Source organism: Rhizobium sp. Leaf341 (assembly GCF_001424325.1).
In the GTDB taxonomy this organism is placed as follows: Bacteria; Pseudomonadota; Alphaproteobacteria; order Rhizobiales; family Rhizobiaceae; genus Ferranicluibacter.
The window spans coordinates 194,977-220,664 of record NZ_LMPE01000011.1; the positions used below are offsets into that span (position 1 = coordinate 194,977).

General features: G+C 61.4%; 24 protein-coding genes. 12 read left to right on the forward strand and 12 right to left on the reverse strand.

Annotated features, from left to right (window positions below; translation table 11 throughout):
- Positions 1-21 precede the first annotated feature (21 nt).
- From ASG03_RS12065 to ASG03_RS12080, 4 genes are all read left to right on the forward strand, one after another.
- The gene (locus ASG03_RS12065) at positions 22-309 is read left to right on the forward strand and encodes a XapX domain-containing protein (RefSeq protein WP_062693736.1); all 288 of its coding nucleotides are present in this window, start codon (positions 22-24) and stop codon (positions 307-309) included.
- Positions 309-2,291, forward strand: coding sequence for an amidohydrolase (locus ASG03_RS12070; protein WP_062693737.1), 1,983 nt, complete (start codon positions 309-311; stop codon positions 2,289-2,291). The genes ASG03_RS12065 and ASG03_RS12070 overlap by 1 nt, the downstream gene beginning before the upstream one ends.
- A 421-nt stretch (positions 2,292-2,712) precedes the next feature.
- Positions 2,713-3,156, forward strand: coding sequence for a DoxX family protein (locus ASG03_RS12075; protein ID WP_062693738.1), 444 nt, complete (start codon positions 2,713-2,715; stop codon positions 3,154-3,156).
- Positions 3,153-4,751 carry an MFS transporter gene (locus ASG03_RS12080; protein WP_062693739.1) on the forward strand — a complete coding sequence of 533 codons (1,599 nt, stop codon included), beginning with the start codon at positions 3,153-3,155 and terminating at the stop codon, positions 4,749-4,751. Before ASG03_RS12075 ends, ASG03_RS12080 begins: the two co-directional genes overlap by 4 nt.
- A 254-nt stretch (positions 4,752-5,005) precedes the next feature.
- Here ASG03_RS12080 and ASG03_RS12085 read toward each other — a convergent pair whose 3' ends face one another.
- The 5 genes from ASG03_RS12085 to ASG03_RS12105 form a co-directional block, all read right to left on the reverse strand.
- Positions 5,006-5,278: a hypothetical protein gene (locus ASG03_RS12085; protein WP_062693740.1), complete on the reverse strand. Its 273-nt coding sequence runs from the start codon at positions 5,276-5,278 to the stop codon at positions 5,006-5,008.
- A gap of 233 nt (positions 5,279-5,511) precedes the next feature.
- Positions 5,512-6,390 (reverse strand): YsnF/AvaK domain-containing protein, encoded by an 879-nt coding sequence (locus ASG03_RS12090; protein WP_062693741.1) that lies wholly within the window; start codon positions 6,388-6,390, stop codon positions 5,512-5,514.
- Positions 6,387-6,782: a DUF2382 domain-containing protein gene (locus tag ASG03_RS12095; protein ID WP_062693742.1), complete on the reverse strand. Its 396-nt coding sequence runs from the start codon at positions 6,780-6,782 to the stop codon at positions 6,387-6,389. The genes ASG03_RS12090 and ASG03_RS12095 overlap by 4 nt, the downstream gene beginning before the upstream one ends.
- A gap of 361 nt (positions 6,783-7,143) precedes the next feature.
- Positions 7,144-8,136: a GlxA family transcriptional regulator gene (locus tag ASG03_RS12100; protein WP_082475732.1), complete on the reverse strand. Its 993-nt coding sequence runs from the start codon at positions 8,134-8,136 to the stop codon at positions 7,144-7,146.
- Positions 8,137-8,149: 13 nt separating this feature from the next.
- Positions 8,150-8,941 carry a pyrroline-5-carboxylate reductase family protein gene (locus ASG03_RS12105; protein ID WP_062693744.1) on the reverse strand — a complete coding sequence of 264 codons (792 nt, stop codon included), beginning with the start codon at positions 8,939-8,941 and terminating at the stop codon, positions 8,150-8,152.
- Between the two features lie 386 nt (positions 8,942-9,327).
- Between ASG03_RS12105 and ASG03_RS12110 the strand changes: the two genes are divergently transcribed.
- Positions 9,328-9,522: a hypothetical protein gene (locus ASG03_RS12110; protein ID WP_062693745.1), complete on the forward strand. Its 195-nt coding sequence runs from the start codon at positions 9,328-9,330 to the stop codon at positions 9,520-9,522.
- A gap of 147 nt (positions 9,523-9,669) precedes the next feature.
- Here the strand turns inward: ASG03_RS12110 and ASG03_RS12115 are convergent, their stop codons facing one another.
- Entirely contained in the window at positions 9,670-10,569 is a 900-nt protein-coding gene (locus ASG03_RS12115) for a LysR substrate-binding domain-containing protein (RefSeq protein ID WP_062693746.1), read from the reverse strand.
- A 113-nt stretch (positions 10,570-10,682) separates the two neighbouring features.
- Between ASG03_RS12115 and ASG03_RS12120 the strand changes: the two genes are divergently transcribed.
- Together ASG03_RS12120 and ASG03_RS12125 are read left to right on the forward strand one after the other, a co-directional pair.
- Positions 10,683-11,936: an aromatic ring-hydroxylating oxygenase subunit alpha gene (locus ASG03_RS12120; RefSeq protein ID WP_062693747.1), complete on the forward strand. Its 1,254-nt coding sequence runs from the start codon at positions 10,683-10,685 to the stop codon at positions 11,934-11,936.
- Positions 11,926-13,002: a hybrid-cluster NAD(P)-dependent oxidoreductase gene (locus ASG03_RS12125; RefSeq protein ID WP_062693748.1), complete on the forward strand. Its 1,077-nt coding sequence runs from the start codon at positions 11,926-11,928 to the stop codon at positions 13,000-13,002. The genes ASG03_RS12120 and ASG03_RS12125 overlap by 11 nt, the downstream gene beginning before the upstream one ends.
- A 153-nt stretch (positions 13,003-13,155) precedes the next feature.
- On the opposite strand, the gene ASG03_RS12130 is transcribed toward ASG03_RS12125, so the two are convergent.
- The 4 genes from ASG03_RS12130 to ASG03_RS12145 form a co-directional block, all read right to left on the reverse strand.
- A complete protein-coding gene (locus tag ASG03_RS12130; RefSeq protein ID WP_062478572.1) occupies positions 13,156-14,295 on the reverse strand; it encodes a quaternary amine ABC transporter ATP-binding protein in 1,140 nt (379 codons plus the stop codon).
- Positions 14,288-15,175 (reverse strand): ABC transporter permease, encoded by an 888-nt coding sequence (locus ASG03_RS12135; protein ID WP_062478575.1) that lies wholly within the window; start codon positions 15,173-15,175, stop codon positions 14,288-14,290. The genes ASG03_RS12130 and ASG03_RS12135 overlap by 8 nt, the downstream gene beginning before the upstream one ends.
- Before the next feature lie 128 nt (positions 15,176-15,303).
- A complete protein-coding gene (locus ASG03_RS12140; protein WP_062478578.1) occupies positions 15,304-16,305 on the reverse strand; it encodes an ABC transporter substrate-binding protein in 1,002 nt (333 codons plus the stop codon).
- 332 nt (positions 16,306-16,637) lie between these two features.
- Positions 16,638-17,276 (reverse strand): TetR/AcrR family transcriptional regulator, encoded by a 639-nt coding sequence (locus ASG03_RS12145; RefSeq protein WP_062693749.1) that lies wholly within the window; start codon positions 17,274-17,276, stop codon positions 16,638-16,640.
- Positions 17,277-17,399: 123 nt separating this feature from the next.
- On the opposite strand from ASG03_RS12145, the gene ASG03_RS12150 reads away from it, so the two are divergent.
- The 3 genes from ASG03_RS12150 (at position 17,400) to ASG03_RS12160 (ending at position 22,229) form a co-directional block, all read left to right on the forward strand.
- A complete protein-coding gene (locus ASG03_RS12150; protein WP_062693750.1) occupies positions 17,400-19,439 on the forward strand; it encodes an NADH:flavin oxidoreductase in 2,040 nt (679 codons plus the stop codon).
- A gap of 532 nt (positions 19,440-19,971) precedes the next feature.
- A complete protein-coding gene (locus tag ASG03_RS12155; RefSeq protein WP_062693861.1) occupies positions 19,972-21,084 on the forward strand; it encodes a CaiB/BaiF CoA transferase family protein in 1,113 nt (370 codons plus the stop codon).
- A gap of 26 nt (positions 21,085-21,110) precedes the next feature.
- Positions 21,111-22,229, forward strand: a complete 1,119-nt coding sequence (locus tag ASG03_RS12160) for an ABC transporter substrate-binding protein (RefSeq protein WP_062693751.1) — start codon at positions 21,111-21,113, stop codon at positions 22,227-22,229.
- A 10-nt stretch (positions 22,230-22,239) separates the two neighbouring features.
- Here ASG03_RS12160 and ASG03_RS12165 read toward each other — a convergent pair whose 3' ends face one another.
- Positions 22,240-23,094, reverse strand: a complete 855-nt coding sequence (locus ASG03_RS12165; protein WP_062478590.1) for an amidohydrolase family protein — start codon at positions 23,092-23,094, stop codon at positions 22,240-22,242.
- An 89-nt stretch (positions 23,095-23,183) separates the two neighbouring features.
- Positions 23,184-23,981, reverse strand: coding sequence for an IclR family transcriptional regulator (locus ASG03_RS12170; protein WP_062478593.1), 798 nt, complete (start codon positions 23,979-23,981; stop codon positions 23,184-23,186).
- Positions 23,982-24,131: 150 nt separating this feature from the next.
- Between ASG03_RS12170 and ASG03_RS12175 the strand changes: the two genes are divergently transcribed.
- Both ASG03_RS12175 and ASG03_RS12180 read left to right on the forward strand, forming a co-directional pair.
- The gene (locus ASG03_RS12175; protein ID WP_062693862.1) at positions 24,132-25,235 is read left to right on the forward strand and encodes a Gfo/Idh/MocA family protein; all 1,104 of its coding nucleotides are present in this window, start codon (positions 24,132-24,134) and stop codon (positions 25,233-25,235) included.
- Positions 25,232-25,681: a MaoC/PaaZ C-terminal domain-containing protein gene (locus ASG03_RS12180; RefSeq protein ID WP_062693752.1), complete on the forward strand. Its 450-nt coding sequence runs from the start codon at positions 25,232-25,234 to the stop codon at positions 25,679-25,681. Before ASG03_RS12175 ends, ASG03_RS12180 begins: the two co-directional genes overlap by 4 nt.
- Positions 25,682-25,688 lie beyond the last annotated feature (7 nt).

Below are 25,688 nucleotides of genomic sequence, written 5' to 3' on the forward strand. Positions count from 1 at the left end.
TTTTCCCAGAGGAGCACTCCCATGAAAATCTACCTCCTGTCCCTCGGCACGGGCCTTCTCGTCGGTATCATCTACGGCCTCCTGAACGTCCGCTCGCCGGCTCCGCCGGTGATCGCTCTTGGCGGCCTGCTCGGGATTCTCGTCGGTGAACAGGTCATACCGCTTGCCAAATCGCTCTGGAGCCAGGAGCCAGCGGCGGTTTCCTGGTTCGGTCAGGTCAAGCCCCATATGTTCGGTCACCTACCGAAGGGTGGCGATCGCAGCGATGTTGCGGGTGGTGTCCGAAGCCAGGCGGAGGAACAGGTCTGATGACGACGCGCCGATCCTTTCTTGGGGGTGCGTCGAGCCTGGCGTTTTCGAACCTCTTCGCAACGGCCCATGCCGCCGAACCCAAACAGCCCGGAGTAGATACGATGCATCCCGACCTTATCCTTCACAACGGCCGCTTTACCACGCTGGATCGGAGCAATCCGAACGCGACCGCCGTCGCCATCAAGGACGGCCTGTTTGACGCGGTTGGCACGAACAGCGACATCCTGGCGCTCGCCGGGCCTGAGACAAGGATCGTCGACCTCAAGGGCAAGCGGGTCCTGCCGGGCCTGATCGACAACCACACCCATGTCGTCCGCGGCGGCCTTAACTACAATATGGAACTGCGCTGGGATGGCGTCCGCTCGCTGGCCGACGCCATGGACATGCTAAAGCGCCAGGTCGCGATCACGCCCGCACCGCAATGGGTGCGTGTCGTCGGCGGCTTCACCGAACACCAGTTTACGGAGAAACGCCTGCCGACAATCGAGGAGATCAATGCGGTCGCCCCCGATACCCCGGTCTTCCTTCTGCACCTTTACGACCGCGCATTGCTGAACGGTGCCGCGCTTCGTGCCGTCGGGTATACCCGTGACACGCCGGAGCCGCATGGCGGTGAAATCACCCGCGATGCCAATGGCAATCCGACCGGCATGCTGATCGCAAAGCCCAATGCCGCGATCCTCTATTCGACGCTCGCCAAAGGTCCGAAGCTTCCCCTGGATTATCAGGTCAATTCGACCCGTCATTTCATGCGCGAGCTGAACCGGCTGGGCGTGACAGGTGTTATCGATGCAGGCGGCGGCTTCCAGAATTATCCGGACGACTACGAAGTCATCCAGAAACTGTCGGACGAAAGCCAGCTCACCGTGCGGCTTGCCTACAATCTCTTCACGCAGAAGCCGAAGGAAGAGAAGCAGGATTTCCTCAACTGGACATCGTCGGTCAAATACAAACAGGGCAACGACTATTTCCGTCACAACGGTGCCGGCGAAATGCTCGTCTTCTCTGCTGCCGATTTCGAGGATTTTCGCCAGCCGCGCCCGGAAATGGCTCCGGAAATGGAAGGCGAGCTGGAAGAGGTCGTCCGGGTTCTCGCCGAGAACCGCTGGCCCTGGCGTCTGCACGCCACCTATGACGAGACGATCTCGCGTTCGCTCGATGTGTTCGAGAAGGTCAACAAGGACATTCCGCTTGAAGGTTTGAACTGGTTCTTCGACCATGCCGAGACCATCTCGGATCGTTCGATCGATCGCATCGCGGCGCTTGGTGGGGGCATCGCAACCCAGCACCGCATGGCGTACCAGGGCGAATACTTCGTCGAGCGCTACGGCCATGGCGTGGCGGAGGCGACGCCCCCCATCAGAAAGATGCTCGACAAGGGTGTCAACGTCTCGGCAGGCACCGATGCGACGCGTGTCGCTTCCTATAATCCCTGGGTATCGTTGTCCTGGATGGTGACGGGCAAGACGGTGGGCGGCATGCAGCTCTACCCGCGTGCCAACTGCCTCGACCGCGAGACCGCTCTGCGCATGTGGACCGAAAAGGTTATCTGGTTTTCCAACGAGGAGGGCAAGAAGGGTCGTATCGAGAAAGGCCAATTCGCGGATCTCGTCGTGCCTGACAAGGACTTCTTTGCCTGCGCCGAAGACGAGATCTCTTTCCTCACCTCCGAACTCACCATGGTCGGCGGCAAGATCGTTTATGGTGCCGGTGACTTCAAGGCGCTGGACGAAAACGACGTTCCGCCGGCCATGCCCGACTGGTCTCCGGTCCGCAAATTCGGTGGTTATGCCGCTTGGGGTGAGCCCGATGGCGCCGGCGCCCGCTCGCTGCGCCGCACGGCCATCTCCACATGCGGCTGCGCGAGTGATTGCGGCGTGCATGGCCACGACCATGCCGGCGCATGGACCTCCAAACTGCCGATTGCCGATCTGAAGGGTTTCTTTGGTGCCCTCGGATGCTCTTGCTGGGCGGTGTAAGGTCCACCCGGTGCTGAATGGGTCGGATATGCCGGATCCATTCAGCGTTTCCTTCTCTACCGTCTGCTCGCCGGAACGGCCGACCGCGTGTCGAGCCCGTTCCGGTCACATCGAATCGAAACACCTGACCGCCGGTCGAAGAATGAAGACACGGATGTCCGACGTTCCACGCCGTGATCCGTCCTGATGATCGATCAGCAGTCAAGGATGCAAGATCGGCCTCGCATATGCCCATGGCGTGATCCATCCCGGGTCAGCCTGCGGCGCATCCCCGCCATATGCTGCTATCAACAGCCATCATTGCGGAAAGAGCAATGAGATCGAAACGATTGCTGCAATTGTTGGCGAGGCCGTTATCCGCCAAACTTGCTCCATCGAACGCAGACGGCCGATCAGGCCGGCAAACCCAGCAGGAGCAGATATGACGTATCAGGTACACACATCGAATGCGGTCCAAAAAACTTTGGCCCGCCTGGTCGCGTCTCCGATCACGCGCACCGTGTCGCTGCTGGCGCTCTGCGCCGCTTACATTCAGGGCCCGCTGACCAAGATATCCGATTTTAACGGCGCGCTTGCTGAGATGGAGCATTTCGGCCTCCATCCGACCGCGTTTTTTGCTGTCGCTGTTATCACTTTCGAACTGGCAGCGTCTGCCATGGTCGTTTCCGGCTTCATGCGTTGGGCTGCAGCCTTGGCCCTTGCGGGTTTTACCCTGATGGCAACATTCATCGCGCTTCGCTTCTGGGACATGGCTCCCGGTATGGATCGCATGATGGCGACCAACGCTTTCTTCGAGCATGTCGGTCTTGCCGGCGCGTTCGTGTTTGTTGCAGCGTCCGATCTGACGAAGGGAGCGGGTAAGTGAGTGCGGCAAAAACATCCGGGGGCACCTTTGCGCCTCTCGCCCAGCCTGTCTTCGCCGTCCTGTGGATTGCAACGGTTTTGGGCAACACCGGAAGCTTCATGCGCGATGTCGCAAGCTCATGGCTGATGACCGATCTATCGGCATCGCCTGCTGCGGTCGCAATGGTTCAGGCGGCCGGAACGCTCCCGATCTTCCTGCTTGCCATTCCTGCCGGTGTTCTGACCGACATTCTCGACCGCCGCAAATTCCTGATCGCCGTTCAGCTGCTTCTGGCGTCGGTCAGCATTTCTCTGATGGTTTTGTCCCAGATGGGGATGCTGTCGGTCAGCGCACTGATCGGCCTGACGTTTATTGGTGGCATCGGTGCGGCCTTGATGGGACCGACTTGGCAGGCGATCGTGCCTGAACTGGTCAAACGCGAGGACGTCAAAAGCGCTGTCGCTCTGAACTCGCTCGGCATCAATATCGCGCGTTCGATTGGGCCGGCTGCCGGCGGCTTGCTGCTTGCCGCTTTTGGGGCAGGGATCACCTATGGTGCCGACGTTGCCAGCTACATCTTCGTCATCGCGGCTCTCGTCTGGTGGCCACGCGCGAAACATGCCAACGATGCGCTGCAAGAAAACTTCTTCGGCGCATTCCGGGCAGGCCTTCGCTACACCCGCTCAAGCCGTCCGCTCCATATCGTGCTGCTGCGGGCCGCGATCTTCTTCGCCTTTGCCAGCGCCGTCTGGGCTCTTCTGCCGCTTGTCGCCCGTCAACTGCTCGGTGGGGATGCCAGCTTCTACGGCATTCTGCTGGGAGCGGTCGGCGCCGGCGCGATCGGCGGGGCGCTGGTCATGCCGAAATTGCGTGAACGCCTGAGTTCAGATGGCCTGTTGCTTGGCGCAGCGGTCATCACCGCCATCGTCATGGCCGTCCTGTCGCTTGCTCCGCCGAAGATCGTCGCCATCGTTGCGCTTCTCTTCCTTGGTGGCGCCTGGATCACCGCGCTGACGACACTGAACGGCGCGGCGCAGGCTGTGCTTCCGAACTGGGTGCGGGGCCGTGGTCTTGCGGTCTATCTGACCGTCTTCAACGGCGCGATGACGGCGGGCAGCCTGGGCTGGGGTGCCGTCGGTGCGGCTGTCGGCATCCAGACGACGCTGCTTATCGGCGCTGCCGGTCTTCTCGTTGCAGGCTTCATCATGCACCGCATCAAGCTTCCCGCCGGCGATGCCGACATGGTGCCGTCCAACCATTGGCCCGAGCCGCTTGTCGCCGAACCCGTTGCCCATGACCGTGGTCCGGTCCTGATCCTGATCGAATACAAGGTGGAGAAACAGCATCGCGCCGCATTCCTGCATGCCATCGATCATCTCTCCAGGGAACGCCGCCGGGATGGTGCCTATGGTTGGGGTGTCACCGAAGACAGTGCCGATCCGGAAAAGATCGTCGAATGGTTCATGGTGGAATCCTGGGCCGAACATCTTCGCCAGCACAAGCGGGTCTCCCATGCCGACGCCGACCTGCAGGGCAAGGTCCTGACCTATCATGTCGGCCCCGAAAAGCCTGTCGTTCGCCACTTCCTGACGATCAATCGGCCGGGTGCTGTATAGCGACGACCGCACCGGAACAAAAGCAGGGCGGCTTGGGTCCGCCCTCTGCATTTCCAAACCACGTCAGGGCGCCGGTTTCGTCGGCGCCGTCCCGGCAGGTGGGAAAGAGCCACAATCAAAATCAGGGCCTTCCCTACGGACAGCATCAGCCTGGACCAAGCCGAGAAACGCCGGACGAAGCCCCCATGCTCGTTGGGCAGACAATCTTTCGCTGCGCGGATTTGGTCGGGAATGGAGTCCGATCGTCTCGGCTGTTAGACGATGCGGAGCAGGGGACGCCGCTGTCTCGGCACGATCGTAACCGCCGTCAGGTCTGCCGCGCAATCGTTGGCAAGGATCGTGTAACCGAACTTTTCGGCGATCGGCCTCAGCTGTTCCGTTGCTTCGCGCGATAGTTCGCGGTGAATGGCGACCACGCCCTGCGCCAGCAGCACGCTGACCGCACCGACCTCAACGCCGATATCGAATTCGGCATTCCGTCCGGGGAATCGCAGCCTGACGTCTTCGATGATTTCGATCTTGCGCATCTTTTGTTCCTCTCTGAGCAACAATGATTGCGTCTTATGTTTAAAGAAGCGCTAACCGCCCGTGGTGATCATTCCGGAGGCGAGATGGGCGAAAGGCCGGAGCGGGAACATGCCGCGGTGTCGAAAAGGTGTGAAATACAGAGTGGCCGCACGCTTGCGTACGGCCACCTTTCGATCTCGGGGAAGTTTGGGGAGCAAGGGCGAACACCAGACGGCATCCGCCCTTTCCTTCATCAGACCCGACGGAACGTCGAACCTTCGTCCTTGCGGATGGTGCCGGTACGGTCGTCGTCCACTTCGACTTCCGTCTTCCGAACGGAGTCGGAGATCGTCTCTTCCCGCTGTTCTGCAGTCTTGCGCAGGGTAATCTCTTCGACCACGCGGGCATCCTTCGAGATGATCGCTTCCTCGCGATGTTCTTCGGCCTCGATCGTGCGATCTACGAAGGCGTTGTCGGTTCCGTCCAACGGTCGATTGACCGCGCGGCGCGTGACTTCGACGTTTTCATCGCGAAGCGAGACGCTCTCGTGAACAGGTGTTTCCGTCACGTATGAACGAACACGGACCCGACCATTGTTCACGTCACGCTTGCCGACCCGCAGTTCTTCCTCGACGACGGGAATGACATCTTCCCCGTTGGCGTCCAGCGTTTCCGAGCGGGCAGAGCCCGAGGACCGATCGTATGTCGACGACGCGAAGACGTCGTTGCTTTCGGAACGCGACCAGCCCTCGGACTCCCAGGCCTTCGCGCGCTCGTCAAGGTCGACGCTTCCTTCATCATCAAGGATATCCAGCGCCGTATCGTGCAAGTCGAAAGGATAGCCAGACACAGTGACGAGATAGCCGCCGCGGCGAATGCCTTCGGCATAGACGTTCCGATCGTCGTCCGGCATGAACATGTCGGCAAGGCTTGCCCAGAAGCCCTTATGCTCATGGCCGGCGGAGCCTGTGCCTTCCGTGCTGTCGGCGATGACGCGGATAGCGTCCCGGGAAATGCCCGCCTCGACCAGTCGTGACACCGCACGATCCGCTTCGGAGCGGTCGTCGAAAAACGCGGTGATGGTGTTCGATGTCGACGCTGCTGTTGTAGTGTTATGGTCTGTATAGGTCATGTTTCATCCTCCTGTGATGGTTCTTGCAGTCTCTCTATTGTGGCAGTCTGTTTGCGAAGGCTGACGGGAACACGGACGTCGTCCTGCGTTGCGAAACTCCGAACATGGATTTCCTCGACGAGCATGAGCCGTTTTTCGACGACGACGACCTCCTCAAGGACCGGAATGATCGTCACGTCGCCTTCGACTCGCGCTTGAGGAACATCGGTCACCTGGCGATCGATCCGCTGTCTCGTGATTTCCACGCGACTTCCGGAGAGTGTCGTACGAGCAACCTCTTCGACGACGGAACTTTGCGTTGTCACCCGAACACGGCCCGTCACGACAGTGTCCTTGTCGATACTTATCTGTTCTTCAACGAGTTGAATTCTACTATCGTCTTCAACGCTCATCAGTCACCGCCTCCATGCTTTACCAACCAGTGCCGGCAACGATCGTTCCTTGGAATTCCGCCGAAGTTTTTGATCTTGGGCAGTCCAGGTCGCGTGTTCTGCAGGACATGGACCGAAGGCCGGGGATGCCGAGCCCGTGTCATCATCCGCGGGCTGCTCGAGCAAAGGCCAACCTGTGGCGATCGGCGGATCGCCATGGTTCTCAACGGCGAAAGGCGAGCAGCCGACAGGCTTGTCATCTCTGCCCACGGGGTCATCGCATCATGGACACTCAGGCCGTGCTGCGCGCGAAGCACATGGCCCTTCGCGAGGGCGGCTCTCGGTTCATCTGAATAGACGAAGCACGCAAGGAGGCTATGCGTCAGCCCGGGCTGGCTGCGCTCAGAGTCCGCAGCCTTGACGGTGTCTGGCCGAAGACTTGGAGGAAGGCGCGCGAGAAATTGGCGGCATTCTCGAATCCGACGTCCAGGGCGATCTCGATTATGGATGCGTCGGTCTCGAGGAGCAACTGCCTGGCCCGCTCGAGCCGCAAGCGGCGATAGACCGAGGCAGGGCTTAACTCGAGTTCGGCGAGGAACAACCGTTCCATATGGCGACGGGACAGGCCGACGGACGCAGCGAGGTCTTCGATCGGCACCTTGCCCTCGATGTGGCGATCCATTGCGATGAGCACCGCCTGAATGCGAGGATCCTTGCTTTCAAGCGAAAGCGGCCGGCGCGGCTGGATCGCGAGCGCGGTACGTGCTTTGTCGATCTGAAGAACTTCCATCGCATTGCGCTCGGCGTCCCGACCGATGTGCTTGCGGACGATCATCGCGGCCATGTCGGCTGCGCTGCTGCCGCCGGCGCAGGAGCCCCGCCTGCGATCAAGATTGAAGATTCGGTCGGAACGGACTTCGTGGTCGGGGAAGCGCTCGCGGAATGCATTGTAGTGTAGCCAACTGACGCAGGTGCGATGCGATTTCATCAGGCCTGCTTCGGCCAGGATGAACGAGCCGGTGCAGACGCCGATCAGAGACACGTTCGCAGCGGCGGCCTTCTTCAGGAATTCCGTCGTTACTCGGTCGATCGTGACGTCGCTGTTGAGAAGGCCGCCGACAACGACAATATAGGTGAACTGTCTTGGGTCGGTGAAGTCAGAGGTCGGAGCGACCTTCACGCCACAGCTCGACGTGATGAGATTGCGGCTGCTCGCAAGGACCTCCCAGTCCGCACGTATGCGTCCCGAGCGGTCGAATTCGTCGCTGGCGAGCCGCAACGTGTCGATGAACAGGGCGAATGCTGACAGCGTAAAGGACTTGGCCAGCACGAAACCGATCTTCAACCGCGGCACTTCAGGTTCCAACGATGTCATGGCGGCTCCCATTTTAGCGGCCGCGAGTCATCGACAGCGCTTTTTGATAGGCGGCCCAGAGGCCTCGGTCCACGATGTCATTTAAACCGTTTTGACGCATCGCGCGTATGCCGGCCGCTGTCGTGCCCTCATAGTCGATGAAGGACTGCAGGGTCTGGGAAACCGGGGCCCCCGCCGCCTCCTGGACCCGTCCCGCTCCAACCAGTACCTGCTCCGCCGCCCGATGCGCAATCGCCTCGGGGATTCCATGCTTGATTGCCGCTGTTGCCAAGGCATCGGCGAGGAGGGCAGGGAAGGCGGCGCCCGAGCCGGACATGGCCGTGAAGTAATCGATATGATCCTCTTCAAGAACGCGATCTACCATGCCTCCACACGCAAATATGGCTTCAATTCTTGCTGCGTCCGACGCGTCCTTGCTCGAAAGACAGTAGGGCGTATAGCCATAGCCGATCCCGACGGCGGCATTCGGCAGGGCACGCGCGACGCGTCGGGCGTTCGTTCTTGTTGCTATCTCCTCGAGCGTCACCCCGGCCATGACGGAAATGACGAGCTTGCCGGCAGCCTCGATCCGAATGGTTAACCAGTCCTCCGGGCGAACACAGAGAAGGATGATGTCGGCAGCGTTCGCCAGTGCGACGTTGTCCGTTGTCCATGCGCAGCCGAGATGGTTATCCGGCCGGGTCCTGCGATATGAGCAGATCAATTGGTTGGGGGGGAGCCGCCCGGTACCAATCAGCCTCTTGGCGATGGCGCCGCCCAGCCATCCGGCGGCGCCGATGAGGCCGACATTTCCGATGTCCATCATGTCAATTTACGCATCTGATCTGGAAGCCGTGTCTCAGAAAGTCACGGTCGTTGACGAAGAAACTATTGTGGCCGAAAATCACCCAACGGATATGCCGGGACATACGCCGCGGAACGGCCCGACCTCGCCCAGTGCGTCCGCTTTGAGGGCTGGAGGCGGTAACCCCTGTCCTACCTCTCATCGCCCGAACCTCTGCTTCGTCGTCCTTCCAAGGCTGTTGATCAGGACGTTTGCATGGGCACTTCACTCTGTCAATGAAACCGTATTTCACCATTACAAAGGGATTGCACGGGAAAAATAGACGTCTGTTTGAGCTTGCGTGGCAGCATTTGCCATGCGGACCCGCGCGCGTTACATCCAGCGCGCGACCGATAAGAAAGCCCGAGATGAAGAGTGCGAAACGCGGGCTCTGTGACGATCTCGAGCGCCAGGTCCTAACAATGGAGCTCGACCCGGACGAAGCGCTGAATGAAGTGACCATCAGTGAGATGGTACGGGATGTCACGCATGCAGGGGCGGACATTTTTCGTCAGCTGGCTGGGGAGGGCTATATCGCCAAGCGCGAAAATCGCGGGGCATAGGCGTCTCGCTCAACCATGGTACGCTCGGTGATCCATGCTGCCATCGGACGGCGTGCTGTTCAGAACGCTGCTCGTCGCGCCCGGTTGCAGCAAAACCGACATTCCCTGGACGTTGCCTCTCCTGCGGATCGGCCGGGCCAATAAGACCTAGACGGGCGTCTGCAAGGCCTGCGTCAGCCATGCCGCGGTCAGGTCCGCAGCCGTCGTCCGGCGGGTATTGCCGGGCACGAGGATATTGTGGCGTCCTTCAGCCTCGAGCTCGATGTTTCCGACTTTGACCAGACTGCCGTCCGCGATGAAGCTGCCGACCAGCGTGTCCCATCCGAGGGCGACCCCCTGACCCGCCTTCGTAGCCGAAATCGTCTCTGTGTAGTGGCTGAACCGCAGCGTGGCACGAAGCCGGTCGGGCTTGCGTCCAACACGCGCAAACCAGTCCGCCCAGCGATACCAGCTTCGGCTCGGCACGTCGCTCTCGATCAGTTCGCAATCGCCGTTCGGAAAATCCGTCACCCGTCCGGATTTGGCATAGCTGGGCGAGCAGACAGGATAAATGCGATCGCCGCAGGACGCGAGCACCATGCCGTCATTGAAAGGCGGAACACCGTATCGCAACGCGATATCGACACCGCCCTGTGCAAGATCGAACTTTGCGTCCTGCGAGACGACGCGGATCTGGATCGAGGGGTGAAGCAGCCGAAACTCGGCGATCCTGGGGAGCAGCCAGAAGGACGAGAAGGCGATCGTTGCGCCGATCGTCACCACGTCGGTCGAACTGGCTCGGACGGCATCGACACTGTTCGCGATGTTGGAAAGGCTATCGGCCAGCGACGCGCCGAGGATCAGGCAGGCAGGCGTCGGCTCGATCGACCGATGACCGCGCGTAAACAGCGGCCGTCCGAAGTCGTCCTCCAGAAGCGCGATCATCCGGCTGACCGCAGCCTGCGTGACGCCGAGCTCGTTGGCGGCAAGCGTAAAGCTTCGATGCCGAATGGCAGCTTCCAGCGCCACAAGCGCGGTCAGAGAGGGGAGCTTCTTCCGGTACTGCAAACGTCGCCGCCTCCCTTTAGGGTGATTTTTTGTAATGCAACCTACAAGTATTTATGCCGTTGAAACCAGCAGCGCTTGGCGCATTCTCTGAACAGCACGCATCAGAGGATATCATGCTAAACACGTTTCCGTCACCTATCTCCGCCATTCTCGACCAACGTGCGGATGGCCACTCGCTTCCAGCGGCGCTGTACACGCAGGACGAGGTGTTCCGAGCTGATCTCGAAGTGTTCTTCCGCAGGCACTGGATCTATGTCGGACTGGAATGCGATGTGCCCGAAGCGGGCGATGCCAGTGTTATCGACATTGGAACGACGAGCCTCATCCTTCTCCGGGACGACGATGAGCAGATCCGTGTCGTGCACAATGTCTGTCGGCACAGAGGCACGCGCCTCCTCGAGGCGGGACGAACGGTCGTGTCGAAGCTCGTGTGTCCTTACCATCAGTGGACCTATGAACTGTCCGGCGAACTTGTCCACGCGCCGCACATGGGCAAGGATTTCGACAAGTCCTGCCACAACCTGAAGCCTGTCCATTTCAAGTCAATCGGCGGGCTCATCTACGTCTGTCTGTCGGACAAGCCTCCGGACGACATTGCCATGCTGGAACACGTGATGGAGGAGCGGCTGGCGCCCTACGACATCCGCAATTCGAAGATCGCTTTCCAGAAAGACGTGATCGAAGACGGCAACTGGAAGCTCACGATGGAGAACAACCGCGAGTGCTATCATTGCGCGGCCAACCATCCGGAGCTCTGTGTTTCGTTCATCGATCTCGATTTTGGCTTCGACCCGGAGACGCTGAGCGAAGAGGATCGTGCCGAGGCGGAGGATCACATGCGACAATATGCAGAGCGGACATCCGCCTGGGAGGCGGATGGCTTTCCGTCACGTGCGGTCGAACAATTGGCAGGCAACGAGACAAATTTCCGGACCCAGCGCCTGATCATCGCAGGGGCTGGCGAGTCCCAGACGCCTGACGCGACGGCGGCTTCATCCAAGCTTATGGGCTCCATGACGCGGAAAGATCTCGGCGATACGCATCTCTGGGGGCATAACTGCTGGAACCACTTCATGGGCGACCATGCGGTGACCGCGATCGTCATACCCTTGTCGGCCAACAAGACGCTCGTCCGCACAAAATGGCTTGTCCACAAGGATGCGGTCGAAGGTGTCGACTACGACCTCGATAAGCTGACAGATGTCTGGATCGCCACGACAGACCAGGATGCAGACCTGGTTGCCAGGTCGCAGCGCGGCGTCGAGGATCCCGCCTATGTGCCCGGGCCCTATTCCCCCTTTACCGAGTCCCAGCTCGACAATTTTGCGACCTGGTATGTCGAGAGGATGCGAGCCCATGGATATTGAGATGGTCGCGGCACCGTCGATCCGACCTGTGGATTGGGATCCGGAGAGCGACTCGGAACTGCTCTGTATCGATGTCCATGCCGAAACACACGACGTGAAAACCTTTACGTTCGTCTCTGCCAGCGAAAAGGAGATCGCCTTCACGGCCGGCCAGTATTTCGCGTTTGACGTCGAAACGCAGAGCGGCACGGAAACCCGCTGCTACAGCATCTCTTCCTCGCCCTCCCGCAGACGCGCCGTATCGATCACCGTCAAGCGCGTGGCCGGCGGCATCGTTTCCAACTGGCTGCACGACACCCTCACTGCGGGACAGATCCTGCATGCTGCCGGTCCTCTCGGTCATTTCGCACGGCCGGCGGGGCGGACGTATCTCTTCCTCAGCGGGGGATCAGGCATAACGCCGGTCATGTCCATGGTCCGAGATCTGGCGGACCAGGCAATGCCCGTCGATGCCGTCTTCCTGCATGCCGGACGCACGCCACTGGATCTCGTCTTTCGCGCCGAACTGGCGACCATCGCCACGAGGCTCAAGGGACTGCGTCTCTTTTTCTTGCCGGAAACGCTTGCAGGCGATGCTTCGTGGTACGGCCTACACGGACGGATCTCGCAAGAGATGCTCGCGCTCATGGTCCCCGATGCTGCCGGGCGCACCGTCCTCTGCTGTGGTCCGGCGCCCTTCATGGCCGCCGCCCGTACGATCTGCACGAGGCTTGGTGTCCCGGCCGAAAACTACATCGAGGAGAGTTTCGACGCTGCGGTTATCGAAGACGTTCCAACGCCCCTTGCTGTGGAGAAAGCTGTAACCGCCTTCAAGGTGACGTTTACCAAACAGGGGCGCTCGATCGAGGTGGCCGGCGGACAAACCGTCCTCGGATGCGCAAAGAAGGCCGGCATCAAGGTCCCCTCGTCGTGCGCGACAGGCCTCTGCGGCACCTGCAAATCAAAACTTTTGAGCGGTGAGGTGGCCATGAACCACAATGGCGGCATTCGCCAGCGGGAAATTGACGCTGGCTTCTTCTTGCCCTGTTGCTCCAAGCCGCTGAGCGATCTCGTGATCGAGCGATAGAGCAAGACAACGTCGCCTCGACACGATGGATCGAGGCGCCAAGGTGGTCGCAGGCCGACACTGGACCCTGGAACCGCCTTGAGAGTGCGTCCGGCAACGTAAACACCGTGCCGGTAGCAGGCAGGCCCAACATGAGAGAGCCTGCCTGGATCGTCAGACGATGGTTCTGAGCCGGAATTCCTCTTCAGTCGCCTCGGGCAGCGCCGATCTGCCGTCCTGCGTCGGCTGCCCGATATCATGCGCATTGACCATGGCTCCGGCAAGCTGGCGGAAGCTCACGGTTCCCACGGGTTGTCCCGTGGCGTCGACCACTGTGGCATCATCTTCGGGTACGCCGACGAGAAGGCGAAGGGCCTCTTCGATCGTCGTGTTGGAGGTGATCACGCGACCAGCGGTTTCATGGCTTCGGTGTGACATGTGCAGCGGTGTCATCACGGCTTCGACATGCACCACCCGACCGCGGTTCACCTCGCGAACGAAACTGGCCACATAATCGTCGGCCGGCCGGAGCACGATATCCTGGCTTGTTCCCTGCTGGATCACCTCGCCATCGCGCAGGATCGCGATCTGGTCACCGAGCCGCAGAGCCTCGTCGAGGTCGTGCGTGATGAACACGATCGTCTTGCGGATCTCCGCCTGGATGTCGAGAAGGACCGACTGCATGTCCATCCGGATCAGCGGATCGAGCGCGGAATAGGCTTCGTCCATCAGCAGAACGGGGGCATCGTTGGACAGCGCGCGCGCGAGGCCGACACGCTGCTGCATGCCCCCGGAGAGCTGGTTGGGATATTTGCTTTCGAACCCTTTCAACCCCACCCGTTCCAGCCAGCGCATGGCGGTGTCGCGCGATGTCGTGCGGTTGATCCCCTGGATCTCCAGGCCGAACATCGTGTTGTCGAGGACGGTTCGGTGCGGCAGGAGGGCGAACTTCTGAAACACCATGGCCGTCTGGTGACGCCGGAAATTGCGCAGTTCGTCCGGCCCCATCGTCACCACGTCGACGCCATCGACAAGAACTTCACCGGCCGTCGGGTCGATCAGACGATTGATGTGCCGGATCAGCGTGGACTTGCCGGAGCCGGACAGACCCATGATCACCTGAATGGAGCCTGAGGCGATCTCGATATTGATGTCGCGCAGCCCCAGCACATGGCCGTGCCTGGCGTTGAGGTCGGTCTTGGTCATGCCGTTGCGCACCGCATCCACATGCGCAGACGCGTTCGGGCCGAAGATCTTGTAGAGATTGCGCACGGCAATGCCGCCGAAGGCTCTTTGAGCGAGGGCATCAGCCATGGACGATCTCCCGGTGCTTCTGGAGGCGTTTGCCGTAAGCCTGGCTGACGCGGTCGAAAATGATCGCGATGCCGACGATGGCGAGCCCGTTGAACATGCCGAGCGTGAAGTACTGGTTGGCGATGGCTTTCAGCACCGGCTGACCGAGGCCCTGGACGCCGATCATCGAGGCCACCACGACCATGGCGAGCGCCATCATGATCGTCTGGTTGATGCCGGCCATGATGGTTGGCAGGGCGAGGGGAAGCTGCACCTTGAGAAGCTTCTGACGCTCAGAAGTGCCAAAGGCATCGGCGGCCTCCAGCACGTCCTTGTCGACAAGGCGGATGCCGAGATCCGTCAGCCGGATCATCGGGGGAATGGCGTAGATGACGACGGCGATCAGGCCGGGAACGCGCCCGATGCCGAGAAGCATGACCACGGGGATGAGATAGACAAAGCTCGGCATGGTCTGCATGACATCGAGGATCGGATTGACGATCCGCTGAAATGTGTTGGACCGTGCCATGAAGATGCCGATGGGCAGACCGACGGCAATCGAGAGCACGGTGCACACGAAGATCATCGCGACGGTGCGCATCGTGTCGGTCCACATGTCGAAATAGCCGATGAGGAGCAGGGTGACGAGACAGCCGAGAACGATTTTAACGCTGCGGCTGGCAAACCAGGCGATGGCCAGGATGATCGCCGTGATGATCGGCCACGGGGTCTGCGTCATGAACCGATCTGTCGCAAGGAGGAAGCTTTGCAGCGGCGAGAAGAGGCTTTCGATCGCGTCGCCATAGGTGCGGGTGAAGGCCCGAAATCCCTCGTCGATGGCCTTTTTCAGATTGCGAAGCGCGTCGTCATCCATGTGTGGAAATGTGTAAAACCATTCCATGCGGGTTCCTTTCTCTGGAAGGAGCCGTTCGACGTCTTTTTCTTGTTCTGACGGCAAGCGGGAGGCGGCGCTGCCTGCATCAGCCCCAAGGGACTGGATGCAGGCAGCGCCGCCCCATAGGACGGAGCTTAAAGGGCCGCTTCAATCTTCGCGGCCGCGTCGGCCGAAACCCACTTGGTCCAGATGTCCTTGTTTTCCTTCAGGAAGTGCTTGGCGCCGTCTTCGCCGCTCGCCTGGTTGTCCGTCATCCAGGCCATCAGCTTGCCGATGGTGTCGTTGCTCCAGGAGCGCTTTTCAAGATAGGACATGACCTCGGGGCCGGCCTTCTCGGAGAAGGGCTTGGCGACCAGGGTGACGATGGTATCGACCGGCCAGGCGTTCGGCTTCGGGTCCGGGCAGTCCGCAACGGTGTTGCAGCGCTTCCATTCGGCGGCGTCCGCGTTCACGCCGGCTTCCAGCTTGACCATCGGGTATTTTCCGAGCAGCGCGGTCGGGGCCCAGTAGTAGGCCGCAAAACCCTTTTCGCGCTCGTAGGCTTTGGCGATCGCACCGTCGAGGCCGGCGGCGGAGCCTGTGTCGACCAGAGTGAAGTTCGCCTTTTCGCCCTCGAACGCCTTGAAGAGCTGCGTCGTCACAACCGTGCCGCCCCAGCCTTGCGGACCGTTGAGGATCGCACCCTTGCTTGCGTCTTCCTCACTCGGGAACAGCTCCGGGTGCTTCAGGAGGTCGGGAATGGTTTTGATGTCCGGGTGCTTGTCGGCCAGGTATTTCGGTATCCACCAGCCCTGATTGCCGCCATCGGGAAGCGGCGAGCCGACCTTGACGATGCGGCCCTCTTGCGTGCCCTTGGCAACGACATCGGGAAGCAGGTCGATCCAGGCCTCGGGCGCAATGTCCGGCTGACCCTTCTCTGCCATGGAGGTGATCGTGGGAACGGTGTCGCCGACCGTAATCTCCGCCTGACAACCATAGCCTTCGTTGAGGATCAGTTTGTCGAGATTGGAGATAACTTCAGCGCTTTGCCAGTTCATGCTGGCAATGGTGATGCTGCCGCAGTCGGCGGCGCTGGCGCTCGCCATGCCGAAGCCCATGCCCATCATCAGGCAGCTCGAAGCCAATAGTTTTTTCATTGTCGTTCCCCTTTGTTTTTAGCGGCAGACGCGAAAAGCGGGGCGCCGCGGACACCCGCTTCATGACGTGAAGGATCGTCTCTTCTTCCTCATCTCTTGCCCGGAGACCGTGTTCGCGGTTTCCAGCCATTCCTGCGTACCGTATCCTCCGCGAGGGCCAGCACCCTCAACCGGAGTAGGCAATGTGACGAACGGGCAGGGCAAACGACAGTCTTGCCGCGCCAACCGAAGACGCGTTTGGATCAACGAAAGCTGTAGCGCTGCCGGATCCCCGTCTCCTCGACGCTCGCTGCTTCCTTTGATGGAGCCGAAAGAGGCGGTCGGAAGAGCCATTATTCACCCGATGCCGGTCTGTAGCCGTGTCTCGCGTAAAAGCGATCAAGCTCCCGCTGCTGCACGTCCTGTCCCGTAAAAATCGAGATGTAATGGGGGATTCGCTTCATCCGCAGCGCGACCTCCTCGCGGGACTGCATGGAGATGTAGCCGATCTGCACGAGATAGGTCGTGCGCGCCCTGACATCGGCAGCGACCTCGTCATAGCCGAAACGGTTGAACATGCGGGCAAGCGCGTTCATCCGTGCCGCATCGGCGCGCTGCACCTCGGCCTCGATATCGGGCGACTGCAGCGCCCAGCTGCGCACCGCAAATTCAAACCGCGCATCGAAGAGGCTGGCGTCGAGCCAGCAGTCGAACACGTTCAACATCGCCTCGACCAGTGTTTCGGCATAGGCTTCAGACTGTTTGATGACGTTGCCGGTATTGGTGTCGCGCCAGCGTGCAATCAGCGCATCGAGCAGCGCTTCCCGATCCTTGAAGAACCAGTAGAAGCTGGTGCGCGACAAGCCGAGCTGCTTTGCCAGCGGCAGGATCCTGACCGAGTCGACGCCGGATTCCAGCAGGGATGCGTAAGCAGCATCGAACCACCCCTCGTAGGACCCACGCCAGCCGCTGTCGTTCACCACCTGCTCCATACGCTATGTTAGTAACAAAAGGTACGGCCTCAGACAAGAGGAATGTACATAGATGTTTTTAAAGTTGACACAGCTGTACATTTTCCTTACCCGTGATCTCGCAAGCACCACCGGAGCCGATGCATGTCCAGCGATCCCCTCCTGCAGCCCTATCAGCTGAAGCACCTGACCCTTCGCAATCGTATCATCGTGACATCCCACGAGCCCGCATACCCCGAAGACGGAATGCCGAAAGAGCGGTATCGGGCCTATACGGTGGAACGCGCGAAGGGGGGCGTGGCGCTGACGATGACGGCGGGATCTGCGGCCGTCTCGAAGGACAGCCCGCCCGTGTTCAACAACCTGCTCGCCTACAAGGACGAGATCGTACCCTTTATCCGAGAGATGACGGATGCCGTGCACGAGCAGGGTGCGGCGATCATGATCCAGCTCACGCATCTCGGCCGGCGGACGCGCTGGGACAAGGGCGACTGGTTGCCGGTCATCGCGCCCTCACATCAGCGGGAGGCCGCGCATCGCGCCTTTCCAAAAAAGCTTGAGGACTGGGACATCGCCCGTGTCATCAAGGATTTCGCCGACGCGGCAGAGCGCATGAAGGCGGGTGGCATGGACGGCGTCGAATTGGAGGCCTACGGCCACCTGATCGACCAGTTCACCTCGCCGGTGACCAACGAGCTCGACGGTCCCTACGGCGGCGCCTCGCTCGACACGCGCCTTCGCTTTTGCCTTGACGTGTTCAGGGCGATGCGTGCCCGGGTGGGCGATGATTTCATTCTCGGCGTGCGTTACACCGCGGACGAAGGTCTGCCCGGCGGTACGGGACGCGCTGAGGGCCTGGAAATCTCACGCCGTCTGCGCGACAGCGGTCTCATCGACTACCTCAACGTGATCCGGGGGCATATCGACACCGATCCGGGCCTGACGGACGTCATTCCCATCCAGGGCATGGCCAATTCCCCGCATCTCGACTTTGCCGGCGAGATCCGTGCAGCAACCCATTTCCCGACCTTTCACGCGGCCAAGATTCCCGACGTCGCCACCGCCCGCCACGCGATCGCAAGCGGCAAGGTCGATATGGTGGGCATGACGCGCGCCCACATGACGGATCCCCATATCGTGCGCAAGATCATCGAGAAGCGCGAGGACGACATCCGTCCCTGTGTCGGCGCAAACTACTGTCTTGACCGGATTTACCAGGGCGGCATGGCGTTCTGCATCCACAATGCGGCGACCGGTCGTGAGGAAACGATGCCGCACGCCATTCCGAAGGCGGAGATCCGGCGCAAGATCGTCATTGCTGGCGCCGGGCCCGCAGGCTTGGAGGCCGCCCGCGTCTCGGCGGAGCGCGGCCACGATGTCGTCGTGTTCGAGGCGGCGAACCATCCCGGCGGCCAGATCCGGCTCACCGCGCAGAGCGAGCGCCGGCGCGAGATGATGAGCATCATCGATTGGCGCATGGGCCAGTGTGAAAAACATGGCGTCGTCTTCCATTTCAACAGTTGGGCGGACGCTGACATGATCGCGGCCGAGTCCCCCGACGTGGTCATCATTGCCACCGGGGGGCTGCCGCATACGGACATCCTCTCGTCCGGCAACGATCTCGTGGTGTCCTCCTGGGACATTATCTCTGGCGACGTGAAGCCGGGTGCAAATGTGCTCGTCTTCGACGATGCCGGCGATCATGCGGGCCTTCAGGCCGCCGAGATCATCGCGAAAGCCGGCGCCAGGGTCGAGATCATGACGCCGGATCGTAGCTTCGCGCCGGAGGTCATGGCGATGAATCTCGTGCCGTACATGCGCTCGCTTCAGGCGCTCGACGTGACCTTTACCGTGACCTACCGCCTCGAGGCCACCGAGCGACGCGGCAACGCCATCGTTGCTCGCGTCGGGAGCGATTACGGAGGCGTCGCTCGGGAGCGCGTCGTCGACCAGATCGTCGTCAACCACGGTACCATCCCGCTCGACGACCTCTATTTCGAACTCCGCCCTGCCTCCCGGAATCTCGGCGAGGTCTCCTATGACCACCTGATCACGGGTCACGCGCAAACCATCACACGAAACGCGGCGGGCACCTACCAGCTCTTCCGCATCGGCGACGCGGTATCGGCACGAAATACCCATGCGGCAATCTACGATGCATTGCGACTGGCGAAGGACCTGTGAGGCGGCGGGCCTCGCGATGGGGCCGACCCTCGGTCAACAACGACCTTTCTCGTCGCGGCCCCTGATACGGCATGCCGACCAAGCACGGCTTGGCCGAATCGCGCGGGCTTACGGCGGCTGTAGTCTTGCTGATTCCACGATCGCGAGCGTTTCAGCGGTAGCTCATGCCTTCGACGATCAGCGGCAGGTCATCCGGCGTCTGCCTACGCGGCTATAGCCGGCTTCATTCGCAGAGCATGCGTCTTGCAATCCCGAACCACATGTGAATACTATCTTCACATAAGAAGATTTTGTTTTGGGTGGCGTCTAGAGGGATCAGCGCTCGGGGGTCGGCATCTTTTGCCGGCACTGTTGGCCGGACACCGGAAACCGGCCGAACCTTCCGCCCCGGAAAGCCAGCCTCATGCGTGTTACCCAGTCCCAACATAACGCCAAACCCCTGGCTGACATTCCGCCAACCCCGTTGCCGTCGGCGACTGCGGCGGGAGGAGAAGACGCGCAAAGCCCCTTGAGCGGGCTTCTGGTCGTGGACATGAGCCAGTTCCTCTCCGGTCCCTATTGTTCCCTTCGGCTGATGGATCTCGGCGCCCGCGTCATCAAGATCGAACGGCCGGATGGTGGCGATCTTTCGCGGCGGCTTTACCTCAGCGATACGGAGATTGGCGGCGATTCCACGATCTTTCATGCCATCAACCGCGCCAAGGAGAGCTTGGCGATCGATCTGAAGAACCCGGATGACCTTGCTGCGCTGCGCAAGCTCCTGCGGCGCGCGGATGTCGTCATCCAGAATTTCCGTCCCGGCGTCATCGAGCGGCTCGGGCTTGATTATCCCTGCGTGCAGGCGCTCAATCCCCGCATCGTGTTCTGCTCGATCAGCGGCTACGGCAATGAAGGGCCGTGGGTCTCCCGACCCGGGCAGGATCTGCTGGCGCAATCGCGCTCCGGCGTGATGTGGCTGAATGGCGATGAAGGGCAGGGCCCTGTTCCCTTCGGGCTGGCAATCGGCGACATGCTGGCGGGCGCGGCCGCGGCACAGGGGATTCTTGCAGCCCTCGTGCGACGCGGGGTCGCCGGCAAAGGCAGCCATGTCGAAACGAGCCTGCTTGAAGCTTTGGTCGACCTCCAATTCGAGGTGCTCACCACGCATCTGAACGACGGCCAACGCCTGCCGAAACGGTCGAGTTTCCGGAGCGCGCACGCCTATCTCTCGGCACCCTACGGCGTCTACCCTGCGGCGGACGGCTACCTCGCCATCGCGATGACGCCAATCCCCAAACTCGCGGACCTGCTCGAGATGGAGGAGCTCGGCATTTTCCGGGACGACCCGTCCAGCTGGTTTACAGCGCGGGACGCCATCAAGGCGCTGATCGCCAAGCGCATATCGCAAAAGACCATCGAAGAATGGCTCGCAATCCTCGAGCCGGCCGATATCTGGTGCGCCAAGGTGATGGACTGGAAGGAACTCCTGGAGAGCGATGGTTTCCAGCATCTCGACATGTTGCAGACAGTCTCGCGCGACGACGGCGTCGCCATCCGCACCACGCGCTCGCCGCTCCGCATCGACGGCGTGCGCCCGACCTTTGATCGCGCTGCTCCGCGGATTGGCGAGCAGAGTGCGGCGATCCGCGAGGAGTTCGGCCTGTGAGTGGACGGCAGACGCCCCTCCGGGGGATGACCTGGAACCATCCCCGCGGTTACGATCCGATGGTCGCGTGCGCGCGGCTCTGGCAGGAAAAAACCGGCGTCGCCGTCCACTGGGAAAAGCGCTCCCTGCAGGACTTCGAAACCTATCCGGTAGAGGAACTGGCTCGGACGTATGATCTGATCGTCATCGATCACCCGCATGTCGGTCAGATCACCCGGGAAAACTGCCTCGTGCCGCTCGATGTCCCGGAGAAGGCAGCAGAGGCGAGGGCGCTCCGTGTCGGCAGTGTCGGCTCTTCCTTTTCAAGCTATGCCTGGAAGGGACGGCAATGGGCGCTTCCGATCGATGCGGCGACGCAGGTTCAGGCCTACCGCCCGGATCTGCTGGAAGCCGCACCTCCAAGCCGATGGGAAGAGGTGCTGGCGCTCGCGCGTCGCGGACAGGTTCTGCTGCCACTTCGGCCGCCGCACAGTCTCATGAGCTTTTACACGCTGGCGGGCAATCATGGGACACCCTGCGCTGTGGATGGCGATCAGCTCATTCCGCCCCACCAGGGCTTGGTCGCCTTCGAAGCGCTGCGCACGCTCGTTGGCCTTGTTCCCGAACGCTGCTTCGAGATGGACCCGATCGCGGTCCTCGAGGCCATGGCCGTGGCCGGATCGAGCCATGTCTGCGCGCCCTTGATCTACGGATATGTCAGCTATGCCATGGCCGGGTTTCGCGAGAGTCCGATCCATTTCTGCAACATCCCTTCCGCGAGCGACAAAGGCCCCGTCGGCTCTGCGCTGGGCGGGACCGGCATTGCCGTTTCCGCCTTCTCGGCCTCCGTCCGCGACGCGGTCGACTTTGCCTACTGGATCGCAAGCGGCGACGTGCAGAGGAGCGCCTATGCAGGTGCAGGAGGACAGCCGGGACACGCCGCCGCCTGGGAAGACGAAAGGGTGAACGCGGCGACGGCCCATTTTTATCGTGCCACACGGGCGACACTGGACGCGGCGTGGGTTCGCCCACGCCATGATGGCTATATGGCCTTCCAGCAGGCCGCATCGGAGACGATCAACCGCGGTCTCCTCACGGGGCTGCCGGCAGCGACGGTGATAGCCGATCTCAACCGCCTGTTCCGCGAGAGCTTCCGGACGCGCTAGATCCGGCGTTTCACGTCCGTTTGGGAAGGTCGAGGCTCCAGAGCTTCAGCGCGTTGCCGGCGAGCAGGGCGTGACGCTCGGTGTCGCTGCTCGTTGCGAGCAGCGCGTGCGTGGCGGCAACCCAGGTCGAGAGACTGCCCGCAAGCGTACAGACCGGCCAGTCGCTTCCCCAAACCACACGGTCCCACCCGAACTGCAGAATGGCGGTCTCCGCGTAGGGACGGATGGTCTCAACGGACCAGCTGTCGGGATCGGTATAGGCAATCAGCCCGGAAATCTTGCAGACGACGTTCGGCCGGCGCGCGACATTCTTCAGCTCATCCCGCCAGAGCGAGATGTCGCCCGAGCGGATATCGGGAACTCCACAATGGTCGAGGATGAAGGTGACATCCGGTGCGAGATCGGCGAGCGCGGCGGCGTGGCCCAACTGGCGTGGCAAGGTGCAGAGATCGAAGGTGAGGCCGCTACCGCCGAGCCGCTTGATGTTGTCACGAAAGACAGCGCTTTCCGACAGCTCGTCCGGCATGACGTGGAGGACGCGGCGAAACCCTTTGACCAGCGGATTGTCGCGCTGACGCTCCAGCATGGCGGGAAAGTCCGCGTCTTCCGGCCGGCAGGCGGCGATGGCGCCGACGATCAGGCTCGTGGGCTGGCCCGCAAGCTGCCCGACATGCTGCGTTTCCGCCTCGATCTGGTCAGGCGCGACATCGACCTCCATGTGCAGGCTCGCGGCAATGCCGCAGCGGAGAGCCTCCAGCCGATAGGTCTCGTAGAGATAATCCCGATCGAGGGCCGGAACCGCGGACAGCCAGGGATAGGCAAGCGCCGTCTTGTCGATCAGATGAAGATGCGTGTCGATGATCATGAATGCTCCTCCCGAGCCTTGCATGCGAAACACTCTCACGGGCCGTCAGAGGTTTCAAATAGGAATGGATCTGCGCGAAGACATCCGGCTTACGCTTCGGGCGAGGGGTCGTGCTGGACGTCCGAACCGGCGAGCCGCGACAGTTCTTCGGCGGTCTTCTGCAGCAGCGAGATCGTCGTCGAGATATCCGGCGCCGTCGGCGCGTTGACAAGGCTGATATAGGGCACCGTGAGGGCCGCGATGCCGCGGCGGTCCGGGCCGAGGATCGGCGCCGACAGATTGAAGACCCCGGCCGTCTGCGCGCTTGCCATCATCTCGTAGCCGCGGGCGCGGATCTCATCCAGGCGCGCGAAAAACTCCGGCGTCAATGCGATGTCGTTCCGGCTCTTCACATGCTCGGAGATCATCATTTCGCGCTCTTCCTGCGGGCGGAAGGCAAGGAGGACGTGGCCGGAACCCGTGTCGAACAGGCTGATATGCGAGCCGACGCGAATGGAAATGCCCCAGTAATCCGGTGCTTCCTGCTGGGCAATCACGACGGCCGCGCCACGGTCGAACACGGCAAGCTGGTTGGCCTGCCGCGTCCGCTGGGCGAGATCGCGCATCAGCGGCGTGGCATAGGCCGCAAGACGGCGCGTCGGAACATGCAACTGCGCCAGCCCGAAGAGCTTGAGCGTCAGCGAATATCGGTCGCCATCGATGCGGGTGATATAGCCGCGCCGGACGAGACGATCGAGCATCCGGTAGAACTCGTTCGGGCTGCGGTTGAGTTTCTTGGAGATCTCTGCCTGGGTCAGTCCGCCATCGACACCGGCCAGGAGTTCGAGAATGTCGAGCCCCTTGTCCAGGGCAGGTGCGCGGTAGCGATCATCGTCTGCATCCGACATTCCGGATCCCCTATGAATACCGATTTCCATATACGAAGAACTTAGACGCGACAAAGCAAACTTGCAGCTTGACCGCCGCTGAAAACGCTGTTTGTATATGAATGAATTTCTCGCTGATGGGAAATGGCGCTGCTGGAGGGGTTTCCTGTGATGACCGAGCTCGGAGAGGGCAGCGTGCCCCTTGATCCCGCGAGCTTGCAGCAAGGGTGGCCGCAGCCAAGCCGCCCGCGTCCGATCGTGATCTTCGGCGCCGGCAGCATCGTCAACGATGCGCATCTTCCGGCCTACCGGAAGGCCGGTTTCCCCGTGGCGGGTCTCTACGATCCGGACGTTGAGAAGGCCCGCGCGATCGCGGCACGCTGGGATGTCGAGGTCTTCGCCTCCGCAGAGGAGGCTGCCGCCGTCGAGGGCGCGATCTTTGATCTGGCGACGCCGCCCGCAGCCCATGCGCGCATCCTCGCTGTGCTCCCCGAGGGGGCTTACGCCCTGATCCAGAAGCCGATGGGTGCGGATCTCGATGCCGCGACCGGGATCCTTGCTCTCTGCCGGCAGCGCAAGCTGCACGCTGCCGTGAACTTCCAGCTCCGGTTCGCGCCGATGATGCTGGCCTTGCAGGACGCCATCCGGCGTGGCTTGCTCGGCGATGTCGTCGATATCGACGCCCATCTGGCGCTGTCGACACCCTGGAGCCTCTGGCCTTTTCTCAAAGGCCTGCCGCGTATCGAGATCGCCATGCACTCGATCCATTATCTCGATCTGGTGCGCGGACTGATCGGCGATCCCGCAGGCATTCACGCGAAGACCATGGGGCATCCCAACCATCATGTCGCGCAGACGCGAACGAGCGCGATCCTCGACTATGGCGATACGATCCGATGCACCCTGTCGATCCATCACGATCAGGACTTCGGACGGATGTTTCAGGTCAGCGAATTCCGCATCTGCGGCACGAAGGGTGCGGCCTATGTGAAGCTCGGGGTCAATCTCGACTATCCCAAGGGGGAACCGGACGAGCTCTGGATCTTTCCCGCCGGTGGTGATCGCTGGATCGAGATCCCGCTTCAGGGCACCTGGTTCCCGGACGCTTTCATCGGCCGGATGGCGAACCTGCAGCGCTTTGCAAGCGGCGAGGACGAGACGCTGGTCGGCGCGGTGGACGACGCCTGGCGGACCATGGCGCTGGTCGAGGCGGCCTATCAATCCAGTGCGCAGCCGGCAACGCCCGTGCGTCCGCTGCCGGAGGCCTGGAGATGATCGAGCAGACGCTTTATTTCGAGGACTATGGTCTCGGCCACGCACGGCTGACCACGGGGCGAACCATCACGGAGACGGATTTCGTGGTCCATGCCGGCCACACCGGCGACTTTTTCCCGCATCATATGGACAGCGAGTTTGCAAAGACGCTGCCGGGCGGACAACGGATCGCCCATGGCACGATGATCTTCTCGATCGGCATCGGAATGACGGCATCGCTCATCAATCCGGTCGCCTTTTCGTACGGTTACGATAGGTTGAGGTTCGTGCGCCCGGTGCATATCGGCGATACGATCAGGACCCGCGTGACGATCTCCGCCAAAGAGGACGATCCCAAGCGGGCGGACAGGGGCCGGGTCATCGAACGCTGCGAGGTGTTGAACCAGCGTGACGAGGTGGTGCTGGCTGCGGACCACATCCTGCTCGTCGAGCGAAAACAGAAGTAAGGAGAGA